This is a genomic window from Bacillus sp. AF23 (genome assembly GCF_020861455.1).
GTDB classification, from domain to species: Bacteria; Bacillota; Bacilli; order Bacillales; family Bacillaceae; genus Bacillus; species Bacillus halotolerans.
Window position 1 is genome coordinate 1 of sequence record NZ_JAJHVY010000010.1, and the last position, 13,843, is coordinate 13,843.

Sequence of the window (13,843 nt, forward strand, 5' to 3'; positions counted from 1 at the left end):
ATTGGCTGTATAAAAGGTGTTTTGATCCCTGTCTCAAAAACGGGGGTCAGTCCCACTGATGACTGTTTTTTTGTTATTCTTCCCGCAGCTCTTTTCCCATGCCTTTTAAAAACTGAAGGCCGAAGCCGACTGCTCTGTTAATATCAGGGTCGTTCATCGCTTTTAAGAGATCGAGAATGCCGACTTTCTTGTCTTCTTTTAAAAAGCTTTGCGCCTGTTCGGTTCCCGCCATTACGCTTTCTAAAAGCTTGCCTGTAAACGCAGGATCAGCCTTTGTCAAAGCGCCTCCAGCCGCCATCATCGTGTTGATGAGGTTTGTGACAGGCTCGCGAGATACCTGGCCAAGCGCAATTTTGGCGATGTCTTCTTTCGCTCTCAGCATGCTTGCTGCTGCATCAAAGATGCCAAGCTCATTAAGTTCACTCATTAACGTCATCGTTTTCGCGACGGCATCCTCATTTTCCGTCAGCAGCTCCTTCAGCTCCTCGATTTTCTCAAGCTTGATTTGCTCCGCTGTTTTTGTTTCTTTTTTGATCGTTGTAATCGGAGTGGCCATTTTCATTTCCCCCTTTCATTTAATCAGTCAAATGGACATAACCCGGACGGTTCCATTTTCTTTCTGCCTCGACGCCGTTTTGCGGATTCCGTTTCTTATTACGCGGATTTGTTTTAGGAAGCGGTGCGCTTTCGCAGCCTCCAAGCACCTCCATGCGAACCTTCGTCTGTTTGTAAGCAGGCGTGTTCGTGCGTTTATCAGCCGCAGGCCCTGTCAGGAAGTTAATCGCTGAATCCTTGTCTGTCGAGTTCATCGGCAGGTAGAGTTCATTTTTTCGCACACGGTCAGTAATGAGCGCATTTAATTTAACAGCTCCGAACGGAGAAACGAGGCGAACCAGTGAACCGTCACAAATGCCGCGCTCCTGTGCAAGCTCCGGCGATACTTCGACGAATACATTCGGCACTTTGGATTGAATGCCTTTCGATTTATTTGTCATATTTCCTTCATGGAAATGCTCAAGCATCCGGCCGTTATTGATGTGAAGATCATATTCTTCAGGGAAAGCGGCAGGTTCAGTCCAATCAGACAGTGCAAAACGGGCTTTCTTGTCTGGGAAATTAAATCCGTCTTCATACAGAAGCGGCGTGCTTTCACCTGTGAAGCTGCCCCATAGGAAGGTGTTCCAGCCTTCAAGCACCTCATAGCTGGCTTTTCCAAACAGAGGAGAAAGACTCGCCATTTCAGAGAAAATGTCGCTTGGATGGCTGTAGTTCCAGCCGGCTCCTAAGCGGTTTGCCACCTCTTGAATAATCCACCAGTCCGGTTTCGCGTCTCCAAGTGTCGGAAGCGCTTGATACAATCGCTGCACACGGCGCTCTGTATTGGTAAACGTTCCATCTTTCTCAAGAGATGGAGTGGCAGGCAAGACGACATCGGCATATTGAGCCGTTCTCGACAGGAAAATGTCCTGAACCACGAAGAAATCAAGGCTTGATAAAATATCATGCACATGGTTCGCATTCGAATCAACCAGTGCCATATCTTCACCAACAAGGTACATGGCCTTCATCTTGCCTTCTTCAATGGAATGAAGCATTTGTATATTGTCTAAACCTGGTTTTCCTTCAATCTCCACACCATAAGCCTTTTCAAATTTGGCGCGTGCTTCGTCATCTGTAATATGCTGATATCCCGGAAGCCAGCCTGGCAATGTCCCCATGTCGCAAGCGCCTTGAACGTTATTGTGGCCGCGCAGTGGATAAGCGCCGGCACCCGGACGGCGGTAGTTGCCTGTTGCCAGAAGCAGGTTCGAAATCGCTGCTGACGTATCAGAGCCGCCCGTGTTTTGAGTAACACCCATTCCCCAAAGAACACAAGTGCCGTCAGCGTCACGAATCATTTCGGCAATTCGAATGATGTTTTCTTTTGAGAGGCCTGTGATGCGTTCTGCATAATCAAGCGTATAGGTTTTAAGTGTTTCTTTATAGTCTTCAAAGTAGTTCACGTTCTCATCAATAAACGCTTGATCATGCCAGCCTTGGTCGATCATATATTTTGTAACGGCCATCAGCCAAACCTGGTCTGTGCCTTGTTTAGGGCTAATGAACAGATCTGACCGCTCAGCCATCTCATTTTTCCGCAGGTCGGCAACGATCAATTTTTGTCCATGGAGCTTGTGTGCACGTTTGACCCGTGTTGCAAGCACTGGATGTCCTTCAGCCGGATTGGCGCCGACGATGATGACGAGTCCGGCCTTGGCAATATCTTTAATCGTGCCGGCGTCACCGCCCATGCCGACCGTACGGAACAACCCGTCTGTAGCAGGAGACTGACAGTAGCGAGAGCAGTTATCGACGTTATTTGTTTCAAATACCTGACGCGCTAATTTTTGGATGACATAGTTTTCTTCATTCGTAATTTTAGAAGAAGAAATGAATCCGACAGAGCCTTTGCCGTATGTCTCTTTAATTTCACCTAATCTGCTTGCGACTAGATCGAGGGCTTCTTCCCAAGATGATTCAACAAAAGCCCCGTTTTTACGGATTAAAGGCTTTGTGATCCGCTCTTCAGAATTAACGAAATCCCAGCCGAATTTCCCTTTGACGCATGTAGAAATCGCGTTAACCGGAGCATCGGAAACAGGCTGGATCTTTAAGATATCCCGGCCTTTTGTCCATACTTCAAAGGAACAGCCGACGCCGCAGAACGTACATACCGTTTTGGTTTTTTTCGTTCTCGTTTCACGCATTGCCGCTTCGACTTCAGAAATGGCAAAAATGCTGCCGTACCCAGGTTCAACGTTTTTCACGAGGTCAATCATAGGCTCCATGACATCCTCTTTGATGCCTGTCATAAAGCCAGCCTGCCCGAGCATTGATTTTTCCATCAGTGCATTACACGGACAAACCGTGACACATTGGCCGCAGCTGACACAAGAAGATTCGTTGATTGAAACTCCTTCATCCCAAATAACCCGCGGACGTTCGCGTTCCCAGTCGATAGAGAGTGTTTCATTGACTTGAAGGTTCTGACACACCTCAACACACTGGCCGCAGGCGATGCATTGGTTTGGATCATATCGGTAAAACGGGTGAGACATATCAACCGCACAAGACGGATCTTCTTTTGGCGTATAAGGGTATTTTTGATGCTCGATTCCCATCATTTCTGCTGTATTATGCAGTGTACAGTTCCCATTGTTATTATCGCAAACCGTGCAATACAGCAAATGATTTTCAAGAAGGCGGTCCATTGCTTCGGTTTGTGCCTCTTTCACCCGATTTCCCGAAAGATCAATTGACATTCCGTTTTCAGCGACCGTAGAGCATGAACGAACCAGCTTGCCGTCTGCCTCTACAATGCATGTATCGCATGTTTGAATCGGATCAACCTCTGGGACGTGGCAGATTTGCGGATACTCAATCCCATTTTCATTTAAAATATCTAAAATTGTGGCCCCTGCTCGTGCTTGAATTTCTGTTCCGTCAACGCGGACACTGATCGACTTATCGTCCATCATATTCATATTCCCCTCCATCTTTCTTTCAAGAAGTCAAAAAAGCCATGTATAGATACACCTGTCTTTCATTCACAGAAGGTGTAAACACACATGGCGGAATAGTTCACTAGCAAGTCTTACTAACAGACCAATCCTTGATTTTTATAAACCGATAGACTCATAACAAGATCCTATTACAAATCCATCAACACTGCTTTTATTATAAAGTGATATTTATTATAATACAATATGACAGGGAAATTTTAACCAAGTGAAATGTCCTGAGGGGAACCGGGAACGGCCTTTTTTTTAAGGCAAAATCGGAAGGGGTAATCAGCATGTCAAAGAAAATTCATGAGTTTAATGATATTATTCGAAAACTTCGCAAGGAATTGTTCGGCAAAGGACCTGAACGGATTCACACGGTATTTGTAGATAATATGGCTGTGTCGACGCTCTACGGCAACCTGAGCGCGAGCGAGCAGTTTATCGCCCGCACGCCTGAGGGAAGAGAAATGGTGCATGCGGCCCGGACAAGCCTGATTCAAGACCTTTACTCTAAAAAAACGCCGGAAGGAATGGAGGAGCTGATCGGGGCTAAGCTTGTTCATTTGTTTTCTGATATCAAAATTGAAGAAAATATCGCCGTATCTGTTTTTGTCTTTGACCGAAAAATTGACGACCAAAAAGAAGTCCTTTTTAACTAGCATATTTGCCATTGACACAAAATTGCCACATTTGATATGATGTTTTTACTACAGTTATAGAAGGACAAAAGCAATGGAATGTATGCACGAACTGTATATATTCTCTATCAATATCTTAATTCTGCTTGATGTTGTTGTATGGGTATGCACACAAGTTAGGCAGCATTCAAACACCTGATTGATACAGGTTATTTGAGTGCTGCCTTTTTTGATGCTTTTCTTTTATAACTGTAAAAATGGAGAAACAATGGAGGCGTATGTAGTATGGGTTTTCGGAAACCGGATGAAATAGCAGAAGCAGCAATTGAAGCAGGGATGAAAAAGGTAAAGCTTCCGCTGCTGTCTCTCTTGGTGCTGGGTTTTTTAGGCGGTGCTTTTATCGCACTCGGTTATTTGCTTGATATCAGAGTGATCGGCGATCTTCCGAAAGAATGGGGAAGCCTGTCCAGTTTTATCGGGGCTGCGGTATTTCCTGTAGGACTGATACTTGTGGTTCTTGCAGGGGCTGAACTGATTACAGGAAATATGATGTCAATGGCAATGGCGTTATTTTCGAGAAAAATATCACTAAAGGAATTGGCGGTTAATTGGGTGATCGTTACCATTATGAATCTGATCGGCGCTTTGTTTGTTGCTTACTTTTTCGGACATCTTGTCGGCTTAACCGAAACGGGGCCATATTTGGAAAAGACGATCGCCGTCGCGCAAGGCAAGCTTGATATGAGCTTTGGCAAGGTGCTCGTTTCCGGCATCGGCTGTAACTGGCTGGTGTGTCTTGCAGTTTGGCTTTCCTTCGGTGCTCAAGATGGCGCAGGGAAAATTGTTGGCATATGGTTCCCTGTCATGGCCTTTGTGGCAATCGGATTTCAGCACGTTGTCGCCAACATGTTTGTGATTCCGGCTGCCATTTTTGCAGGCTCGTTTACGTGGGGGCAGTTTATCGGAAACCTCATTCCGGCTTTTATCGGCAATGTTATTGGAGGAGCAGTGTTTGTCGGATTCATCTATTTTATCGCATATCATAAGAAAGACCGCTCCAGAAAAGAAATGAAACAGGTATCATAAACAAGGGACAAAGACAGTCGATGAATCACACAATTTACGTCCATTTTTAGAAAAAGATGTTTACAAAATGGAATTTGGTGGATATACTTACAAAGTAAGAAAAAAAGCAAAGGAGGCTGAATCAAAATGACAATGCGACAACGACGCAGACCAGTTAGTGGCTCAAGCAATGTACAAGGAATTTATAATGGTTTATTCAGCCTGTGGAAGAGTCCGTGTCCTTCCTTAACCGATGCTTATCGCACGCATTAAATTCGGAATCGTCGGACATACGCAACTCCCCGCAGGCAGTAGAGACATGGGTGTCTTCTTTTGTCTGCGGTTTTTATGTGCCCGCGGCAGGGAGATGCCGCGGGTTATTTCGCTTGGAGCGGACTTTGAAAGGGGGTGAGCGATATGACGATTAACCTATTCTTTTTGACATTAACGATTAACAAGCGGTTTAAAAGCCCGGAAGAGTTCGAACAAGAACAGCAGATCGAGCAGATTTATGATGAAATGAAAGAATCTCAGCTGAAACATCTTTATTTGACAAACTGGCGCTAAAAAAAGGAAACAAAATACAGAAGGGAGAGATGACAAATGTTTAAAATGGAACTATTGATGCATTATACGATGGAGAAGGACCAAGTGTAGCGAATGAAGCTGTCAAGGAAATGCCGCCCTGCATATCATAAAAAAAGCAGCACTTTATGTAAGGGCAGGTGATGGCATGATGAACTTTCAACAAAAAAGGCTGCCGTCGATAGGTCATGGTTATGCATCCATGCCGCATTCCTTCAAACACGGCTATGGTAATCCATTCCGTCAGCAGAGGCTGGCGGCGATGCAGCAGCAAAGGCTGTATATGTTCCCATATCATTGGCATTAAAAAGCGGGCGGAAAACATTTTGTTTTCTGCCTTTTTTTGCGGGAAAAAATGAAAATGTTCAGTTCTGTTGAAACATTTCTAAACACATTGCCGTCTAGTTGATATCTTCATTCTGTATAAGAAATGAAGCGATGTTTATTTTTTCAATATAATAAATAAGCACAGGAAACCAAAAGCAGGTGTTTAAAATGCTAGAAAACAAACTTTATAAACGAGCGAACCTATTGAAATTATTTTCTGGGAAATATAAGCAAACTAAAATCATTGAGCATATGATGATTGATTCTATAGACATACAAGAAAATGACAGAATTTTAGAAATTGGAACCGGAAACGGCTCTGTCTTTAAGACAATAACGGGAAAACTTGAAAAGGGAAGCATAAAAAGCATCGACTCTTCTAAGCGAAAAGTAAGACAGGTATCTCGTGCAATCCAAAAGCAAAAGAAAACAGATCAAGGGGGCATTTTCCATGGTCATCCGGAAAGGATCCCCTTTGAAGACCGTACCTTCAATAAAGTATTTTCTTTACATACGGTTCAGGCTTGTACTGATGTCAGGCTCGCATTAAGAGAGATTTATCGAGTGCTTCAAATTGACGGCCGATTTTACATCAGTATTGATAATAATGCAGAAAGAAACGAGAAAAAATATATTCAATTGCTGCAAGATCAGCATTTTAGAGACATTTCTGTCATCAGACGCGATTCGTGCCTTTGTATTGTCGCTGTTAAATAAAAAATTTCTCGGGAAATATATCCAGACTTCTGACATTCAGGGATTTGGGTATATTTTCTTAATTTTATATTTTTTGCATAGCATTTATATTAAAAAAAGTTTTTTTCATATAAACTATAAACATAAGAATGGGTAAGAGGTGATTCGAGACAGAGTGGATATCATTTATGAACAAACGGAATGAATGTTCATTCCTAAATGAATCGGAGGTTTTAAGTTTACATGGCATCCGCACTTATCAGTAAATACGATTTGATCATGAAGGCATCGCTCTCGCTTTTTACGGAAAGAGGATTTGATGCCACCACCATCCCAATGATAGCAAAAAGAGCGGAAGTGGGTACAGGCACGATTTATCGCTACTTTGACAGCAAAGAAACACTCGTCAATGTTTTGTTTCAAGAAAGTATTCAGCGCTTTTCAGAAAAGGTAAAGCGAAATTATTCTGAAATGCCTGTCAGAGAGGGCTTTCGCCACATATTTTGCTGTCTCGTTCAATTTACCAAGGAGAGCGACTACGCGCTTTTTTTCCTTGAAACGAAAAAGGATGCTCACTATTTAAATGAAACAAGCAAAAAAATGATAGAAAACCTGACTCAAATGCTTGACGATTTTTTTAACAAGGGAAAAACAGAAGGAGTGATCCGCTCCTTGCCCTCCAATGTATTAATTGCGATTGTATTAGGCGCATTTCTCAAGTTGTATCAGCTTGTGCAACAAGGTGATATAGAGATGAATGCTGATTTGATTTCTGAATTGGAGCAATGCTGCTGGGACGCGATTAAACTTCATTCATTGACTTCAGAAGAATAAAGAAAGGAAGATGTTTATGAAACAGGCAAGTGCAATACCTCAGCCGAAAACATACGGACCTTTAAAAAACCTCCCGCATTTGGAAAAGGAACAGCTTTCCCAATCCTTATGGCGGATTGCTGATGAGTTAGGGCCGATTTTCCGTTTCGATTTTCCTGGTGTATCCGGCGTTTTCGTATCAGGCCATGAACTCGTTGCTGAAGTGTGTGACGAGAGCCGATTTGACAAAAACCTTGGAAAAGGCTTGCTGAAAGTGCGTGAGTTCGGAGGAGACGGGTTGTTTACTAGCTGGACGCACGAGCCGAATTGGCAGAAAGCCCATCGTATTCTGCTGCCGAGCTTCAGTCAAAAAGCAATGAAAGGCTATCATTCTATGATGCTGGATATCGCGACACAGCTGATTCAAAAATGGAGCCGGCTGAATCCGAATGAAGAAATTGACGTGGCGGACGATATGACCCGCCTGACGCTTGATACCATCGGGTTATGCGGATTTAACTACCGGTTTAACAGCTTTTACCGTGATACGCAGCATCCGTTTATCACCAGCATGCTCCGGGCTTTAAAAGAGGGAATGAACCAAACAAAAAGACTGGGCCTGCAGGATAAGATGATGGTCAAAACGAGACAGCAGTTCCAAAAGGATATCGAAGTGATGAATTCGCTGGTTGACAGAATTATAGCAGAGCGAAAAGCAAACCCGGACCAAAACATTAAGGATCTGTTATCCCTCATGCTTTATGCGAAAGATCCTGTAACGGGTGAGACACTGGATGATGAAAACATCAGATATCAAATCATCACGTTTTTAATCGCAGGCCATGAAACAACGAGCGGCTTGCTTTCCTTTGCGATTTACTGTCTGCTTAAACATCCGGAAAAACTTAAAAAAGCTCAAGAGGAAGCCGATCGCGTGTTAACGGAAGACACGCCTGAATATAAACACATTCAGCAGCTGAAATATGTTCGGATGGTTCTCAATGAAACGCTTAGGCTGTATCCGACAGCGCCCGCTTTTTCTCTTTATGCCAAGGAGGATACAGTTTTAGGCGGCGAATACCCTATCAGTAAAGGACAGCCCGTCTCCGTCTTGATTCCAAAACTTCACAGAGATCAAAACGCTTGGGGTGAAGATGCAGAAGATTTTCGTCCGGAACGGTTTGAGAACCCTGAAAATATTCCTCACCATGCGTATAAACCGTTTGGAAACGGCCAGCGCGCGTGTATCGGGATGCAGTTTGCGCTTCAAGAAGCGACAATGGTTCTCGGACTTGTATTAAAGCACTTTGAATTGATGAATCACACTGGTTACGAGCTCAAAATCAAAGAGGCATTAACAATTAAACCGGATGATTTTAAAATTACAGTGAAACCAAGGAAAATGGTCCAAATGAATGTTCAGAAAAAAGAACAGACTGGCACCGCGCACGAAACGAAAGAAAACGAGACAAAACCTAAACAAGGCACACCTTTACTCGTTCTTTACGGTTCAAATCTCGGCACCGCAGAAGGCATGGCAGGTGAATTGGCAGCTTACGGGCGCCGGCTCGGCTTTACAGCGGAAACTGCACCACTTGATGATTACATTGGAAAACTCCCCTCCCAAGGCGCTGTTGTCATTGTGACTGCCTCATATAACGGAGCGCCGCCTGATAATGCTGCTGGCTTTGTTGAGTGGCTGGGAGAGTTGGAGGAAGGTCAATTAAAGGATGTTTCCTATGCGGTATTCGGCTGCGGAAACCGGAGCTGGGCCAGCACGTATCAGCGAATTCCTCGGCTTATCGATGACATGATGGCATCAAAAGGAGCATCACGATTGACATCCATTGGGGAAGGCGATGCGGCCGATGACTTTGAAAGCCATCGCGAGTCTTGGGAGAACCGCTTTTGGAAGGAAACAATGGAAGCCTTTCACGTGAATGAAATAACCGAGAAAGAAACGAAGCCGTCACTATCCATTACATTCCTCAGTGAAGCAACAGAGACACCGCTTGCTAAAGCGTATGGCGCGTTTGAAGGTATCGTTCTTGAAAACCATGAGCTTCAGACAGCAAGCAGTTTGCGTTCGACGCGTCATATAGAATTGGAGCTCCCTGACTCAAAAACGTATAAAGAAGGCGACCACATCGGAGTATTGCCGAAAAACAGCCAAGAGCTGGTTCAACGGGTTCTCAACCGATTCGATTTACAGCCGCAGGCTGTGATGAAAATGAACGGGAGCCCGCATATGGCTCACCTTCCGCTGGATCGGCCGATCAGAGTGACGGAGTTATTATCATCCTACGTAGAGCTGCAGGATTCTGCTTCAAGGCTTCAGCTTCGTGAGCTGGCTTCATATACAGTATGCCCGCCTCATAAAAAAGAGCTGGAATTGCTTGTATCGAGTGATGAAATGTACAAGGAACAGGTTCTGACAAAACGTGTGACAATGCTGGATCTGTTAGAGGACTATCCGGCCTGCGAAATGCCGTTTGAACGGTTTTTAGAGCTTTTGCCATCACTAAAGCCAAGATATTATTCAATTTCAAGCTCACCGAAGGTCAAAGCAAATAGGGTCAGTATGACGGTGGGAGTTGTAAAGGCCTCAGCTTGGAGCGGACGCGGGGAATACAAGGGCGTTGCATCCAATTACTTAGCCGGACTCCGTCAAGGTGATACGGTTGCCTGTTTCATTCGGACGCCGCAATCTGGGTTCCAGCTGCCTGATGATCCCCAAACCCCGCTGATTATGGTGGGACCGGGTACAGGAATTGCGCCATTCAGAGGTTTCATCCAGGCCAGATCCGTTCTGAAGAAGGAAGGAAGTGCGCTTGGCGAAGCTCATTTATACTTCGGATGCCGGCGTCCTGATCATGACGATCTTTATAAAGAAGAGCTTGACCAGGCGGAAAAAGCCGGTTTGGTAACAGTCCATCGATGCTATTCACGAATGGAAGACGAACCAAAAGTATATGTTCAGCACTTGCTAAATCAAGATGCACAGAAATTAATTTCACTGATCGAAAAAGGTGCGCACGTTTATATATGCGGCGATGGTGCGCAAATGGCTCCTGAAGTAGAGAACACACTGCGTGCGGCTTATGAAGCTGACAAAGGAGCAAGTCAGGAAGCGTCAGCAGAATGGCTGAAGAAGCTGCAAGATCAAAAACGTTATGTAAAAGATGTATGGGCTGGAATGTAAGCAAAAATAAATCCCGCCAGAGATGGCGGGATTGCTTTAGCATGTGAAAAAAACCGGCACGATATTGAAATCTACTGAAAAGGATGTTATAGGGAGTATCGCGCCGGCCTTGTTATTATTATCGTCCGAAAGATATAAAACTTTAGTTTTTTTCTGGTTTTTGATAAATAAATAGTTATAAAGTTATATATTTGTATCTTGGAGTTTAATTTTCCAGAAACTTAATCAAGCGTTTTTTCCTTTTTATTCTTGCATCTCATCCTGCTGTTTGAGTTAGACTGTCCGATTTGAGACTATGCATTCATCTGTTCGCTTCCTCACACTTCAAGCTAGTCAGAGGATGTTCCATGATGATATAGACGCTCAAGATGTTTTCTGTAATGAAAATCATGAACCAAACGAATCGTCGGTCTGATTAAAAGCAGGAAGCTGCCAACCGCAAACAGCCATATCCCTGCAGACATTAATTCATCGTAAAAGAAGAAAAAGCTGCCGATTAAAAATAAAGCGCCAATGATAAAATCGTTTACTGTATAGAGAACTTTATATCGTTTTTTGAAAAAAAGCTCGTATCGATTTATTTGCTTTTTCATCTCTTTTTCTGCATTAGCTTCCACGATGATCCCTCCATTCTATATTTGCTTACCCTCACGTAAACGATAGGTAAACATAAGGGTTTCACAGCTAGAAATAAAAATGATGAGGACCATATACAGGTCAGCCATTTCTCAAGTTAGGAAGGGCGGGGGATTGTGAGTTTTCTTACGCCTATTCATTAATAAAAATTGAAAAACATTGTAATATAAATAGATCATAAACGAAAGGGGTGGCAATATGAATAAAGAATCGAAGGTTATTATCGTATTAGGTGAATTTGAGAACGAAGCGGAAGGAATAATTTTAGAATGCAGAATATAAATTTCCAATAGATTAGGTTTTATGCCTGGTCCATGTCATCTATGTGACCAGGCAATCCTTTTTTAAAAGCGGTTTTCAGCCTGCAGATGGAATTGATCCATCGCAAAAAAGAGGTCTAAGCAGGACCTCTTTTTTTGCTAATCTATTTTATTGCCCGAACGATAAGAGCGGTTAAAGCTTCAGCCCCTTGGGGAACCAAGTGTACGCCGTCAGGGGTGAAATACTCCGGATGCTGGAGAGCTTCTGTATGCCAGTCAACCAACGTAATATTGTTATGCGTGTTAGCCTGCTGCCGCAAAGCTTCATTCACCTTGCTTTCCCATTGCCGGGGAACCCGCGTATTGACAAGATAGATATGAGCTTTTGAGAAAGATGTAAGCAATTGATCGATTTGGCTGTTTGTAAAGTAGCCATTGGTTCCCAGTTCAATGATGACAGATTTATTCGGCTGATTAAAAGACTTGTATTCCTGTGTCAGTTCTAAAGCTTGAGACATTTGTCTTCCCACCTTCCCATCAATTATAACATGTGAAAGAGACTGACGGAGGCTGGAGGCGATATCAAGCATGACGGAATCCCCTATTGCTAATACTTCTTTATCAGCAGCTGCCGGTTCTTTCTGAGATTTTACGTCCTTTTTTTTCTTAGTCTCCTGTCCGTTTGCCTTCGATTCCTCTTGATCTTTAGTTGAGGCTGTTGTTTTTTGTTTGGATTTGTTTTCTCCGTCTTTATCGGATGCTGCCATCTTTCTATGCTCTGACGTCTGGTTTGTGTCAGCGCTTGTTTCTTGTGTACTATACGTCCATTGCGGATGTTTTTTCTCTCCGGCTATCCCTGACAGTCCCCCTGCAAAAATAAGCATAGCGAGAATGACGAAGCCAACTGACAATTTGCTGATGACAGATGTCGTTTTCCATTCCCGAATTCTATGAATAAAAGCCCGGCGGAAAAATGACTTAACCCCTTCTGTCCGTATCGGCTTCTCAATAAAATGATAGGATAGCTCGGCGAGTATAAATGTAGCGATGATCTTTAGCGCAATATGCCAAAAAACAGGGTTTCCGATTTCTTGAACCGGCGTGCTTAACACAATAATAGGGTAGTGCCAAAGATAAATACCGTAAGACCTCGTTCCAAGCCAACGAAGAGGCCTCCATGACAGCAGAATGCCCAAAAAGCTGCTCGGATGGGATACACATGCAATAAGGACCGCGGCTGTAATGCTTATTAAAAACATTCCGCCTCTGTAAAGAAAAGGTTCGTATTCATCTGTAAAATAGACACACAAAACTAAAATACAAAACGCCGAAAGTTCTGTGACATGCAAAAGGCGCTTCAGTTTGTATGGCAGCCTGTTGGAAGACAGCCTTTTCATCGGCCATATCAGAGCCAGAGCACATCCTATCAGAAGTTCAAACGAACGAGTATCTGTGCCGTAGTACACGCGACTCGGATCTCCGCCGGGTTCATACAGTACGCTCATCATCACGGCTGAACAGAGCGCAAGCAACGACACCGCTGCCGCCAGTTTCGCACGGTTTTTAAATATGTACATTCCAGCAACCAAAAACATCGGCCATACAATATAAAATTGCTCTTCAATTGCCAATGACCAAAGATTTTTAAGCGGTGACGGGGATCCAAAGCTATCAAAATACGAGAGTTTATGAAAAATAAACCACCAATTACTCATGTAAAAGAGAGAAGAGATGGCATCTCCGCGCACAGTGTGCAAAAGTTCCCGGTTGCACACGACGACCCAAATAACAGCGGATATGATCATAAGGTAAGCCGCTGGCAGAAGCCGCCGAATTCGGCGCACCCAAAAGTCCCGAAAATCAAGGCTGATATCATTTCCATGTGCCGGCAATATAATAGATGTAATTAAGTAGCCTGATAATACAAAAAAGATATCAACTCCGATGAAGCCTCCGTTAGCCCAATTGAAGTTTAGGTGATAAGCGATAACTGCCAGTACGGCAAAAGCCCGAAGGCCATCGAGTCCAGTGATGTAGCGGTGATGCTGTGTCTTGTGATACATGGTATTCCTCCAA

11 protein-coding genes are annotated in these 13,843 nt (G+C 43.8%); 7 read left to right on the top strand and 4 right to left on the bottom strand.

Going from position 1 to position 13,843, the window contains the following annotated elements; all coding sequences use genetic code 11:
* Window positions 1–73: 73 nt before the first annotated feature.
* Together LNN34_RS02095 and fdhF are read right to left on the bottom strand one after the other, a co-directional pair.
* The gene (locus LNN34_RS02095; RefSeq protein WP_202657439.1) at window positions 74–556 is read right to left on the bottom strand and encodes a DUF1641 domain-containing protein; all 483 of its coding nucleotides are present in this window, start codon (window positions 554–556) and stop codon (window positions 74–76) included.
* A 19-nt stretch (window positions 557–575) separates the two neighbouring features.
* Complete coding sequence (gene fdhF / locus LNN34_RS02100) at window positions 576–3,518, bottom strand: formate dehydrogenase subunit alpha (RefSeq protein ID WP_082687884.1); 2,943 nt, start codon at window positions 3,516–3,518, stop codon at window positions 576–578.
* Window positions 3,519–3,835: 317 nt separating this feature from the next.
* On the opposite strand from fdhF, the gene LNN34_RS02105 reads away from it, so the two are divergent.
* From LNN34_RS02105 to cypB, 7 genes are all read left to right on the top strand, one after another.
* Window positions 3,836–4,204, top strand: a complete 369-nt coding sequence (locus LNN34_RS02105) for a DUF2294 domain-containing protein (protein ID WP_024122287.1) — start codon at window positions 3,836–3,838, stop codon at window positions 4,202–4,204.
* A gap of 264 nt (window positions 4,205–4,468) precedes the next feature.
* Window positions 4,469–5,269: a formate/nitrite transporter family protein gene (locus LNN34_RS02110; protein ID WP_044154345.1), complete on the top strand. Its 801-nt coding sequence runs from the start codon at window positions 4,469–4,471 to the stop codon at window positions 5,267–5,269.
* Window positions 5,270–5,665: 396 nt separating this feature from the next.
* Window positions 5,666–5,815, top strand: coding sequence for a YrzI family small protein (locus tag LNN34_RS02115; RefSeq protein WP_024122284.1), 150 nt, complete (start codon window positions 5,666–5,668; stop codon window positions 5,813–5,815).
* A 166-nt stretch (window positions 5,816–5,981) separates the two neighbouring features.
* Complete coding sequence (locus LNN34_RS02120; RefSeq protein WP_125825436.1) at window positions 5,982–6,140, top strand: hypothetical protein; 159 nt, start codon at window positions 5,982–5,984, stop codon at window positions 6,138–6,140.
* 188 nt (window positions 6,141–6,328) lie between these two features.
* Window positions 6,329–6,877 (top strand): class I SAM-dependent methyltransferase, encoded by a 549-nt coding sequence (locus tag LNN34_RS02125; RefSeq protein ID WP_202657437.1) that lies wholly within the window; start codon window positions 6,329–6,331, stop codon window positions 6,875–6,877.
* Between the two features lie 222 nt (window positions 6,878–7,099).
* Window positions 7,100–7,690, top strand: a complete 591-nt coding sequence (locus LNN34_RS02130; protein ID WP_024122281.1) for a TetR/AcrR family transcriptional regulator — start codon at window positions 7,100–7,102, stop codon at window positions 7,688–7,690.
* Window positions 7,691–7,706: 16 nt separating this feature from the next.
* Window positions 7,707–10,871 carry a bifunctional cytochrome P450/NADPH--P450 reductase CypB gene (gene cypB, locus LNN34_RS02135; protein WP_229042629.1) on the top strand — a complete coding sequence of 1,055 codons (3,165 nt, stop codon included), beginning with the start codon at window positions 7,707–7,709 and terminating at the stop codon, window positions 10,869–10,871.
* Window positions 10,872–11,200: 329 nt separating this feature from the next.
* On the opposite strand, the gene LNN34_RS02140 is transcribed toward cypB, so the two are convergent.
* Entirely contained in the window at window positions 11,201–11,464 is a 264-nt protein-coding gene (locus LNN34_RS02140; protein ID WP_207203690.1) for a YrhK family protein, read from the bottom strand.
* Window positions 11,465–11,931: 467 nt separating this feature from the next.
* Window positions 11,932–13,830: an acyltransferase family protein gene (locus LNN34_RS02145; RefSeq protein ID WP_229042630.1), complete on the bottom strand. Its 1,899-nt coding sequence runs from the start codon at window positions 13,828–13,830 to the stop codon at window positions 11,932–11,934.
* Window positions 13,831–13,843: the final 13 nt, after the last annotated feature.

Excerpts from the sequence above, each read along its gene's own strand:
- LNN34_RS02095 (WP_202657439.1), bottom strand. The coding sequence starts at position 556 with ATGGCCACTCCGATTACAACGATCAAAAAAGAAACAAAAACAGCGGAG.
- fdhF (WP_082687884.1), bottom strand. The coding sequence starts at position 3,518 with ATGATGGACGATAAGTCGATCAGTGTCCGCGTTGACGGAACAGAAATT.
- LNN34_RS02105 (WP_024122287.1), top strand. The coding sequence starts at position 3,836 with ATGTCAAAGAAAATTCATGAGTTTAATGATATTATTCGAAAACTTCGC.
- LNN34_RS02110 (WP_044154345.1), top strand. The coding sequence starts at position 4,469 with ATGGGTTTTCGGAAACCGGATGAAATAGCAGAAGCAGCAATTGAAGCA.
- LNN34_RS02115 (WP_024122284.1), top strand. The coding sequence starts at position 5,666 with ATGACGATTAACCTATTCTTTTTGACATTAACGATTAACAAGCGGTTT.
- LNN34_RS02120 (WP_125825436.1), top strand. The coding sequence starts at position 5,982 with ATGATGAACTTTCAACAAAAAAGGCTGCCGTCGATAGGTCATGGTTAT.
- LNN34_RS02125 (WP_202657437.1), top strand. The coding sequence starts at position 6,329 with ATGCTAGAAAACAAACTTTATAAACGAGCGAACCTATTGAAATTATTT.
- LNN34_RS02130 (WP_024122281.1), top strand. The coding sequence starts at position 7,100 with ATGGCATCCGCACTTATCAGTAAATACGATTTGATCATGAAGGCATCG.
- cypB (WP_229042629.1), top strand. The coding sequence starts at position 7,707 with ATGAAACAGGCAAGTGCAATACCTCAGCCGAAAACATACGGACCTTTA.
- LNN34_RS02140 (WP_207203690.1), bottom strand. The coding sequence starts at position 11,464 with ATGAAAAAGCAAATAAATCGATACGAGCTTTTTTTCAAAAAACGATAT.
- LNN34_RS02145 (WP_229042630.1), bottom strand. The coding sequence starts at position 13,830 with ATGTATCACAAGACACAGCATCACCGCTACATCACTGGACTCGATGGC.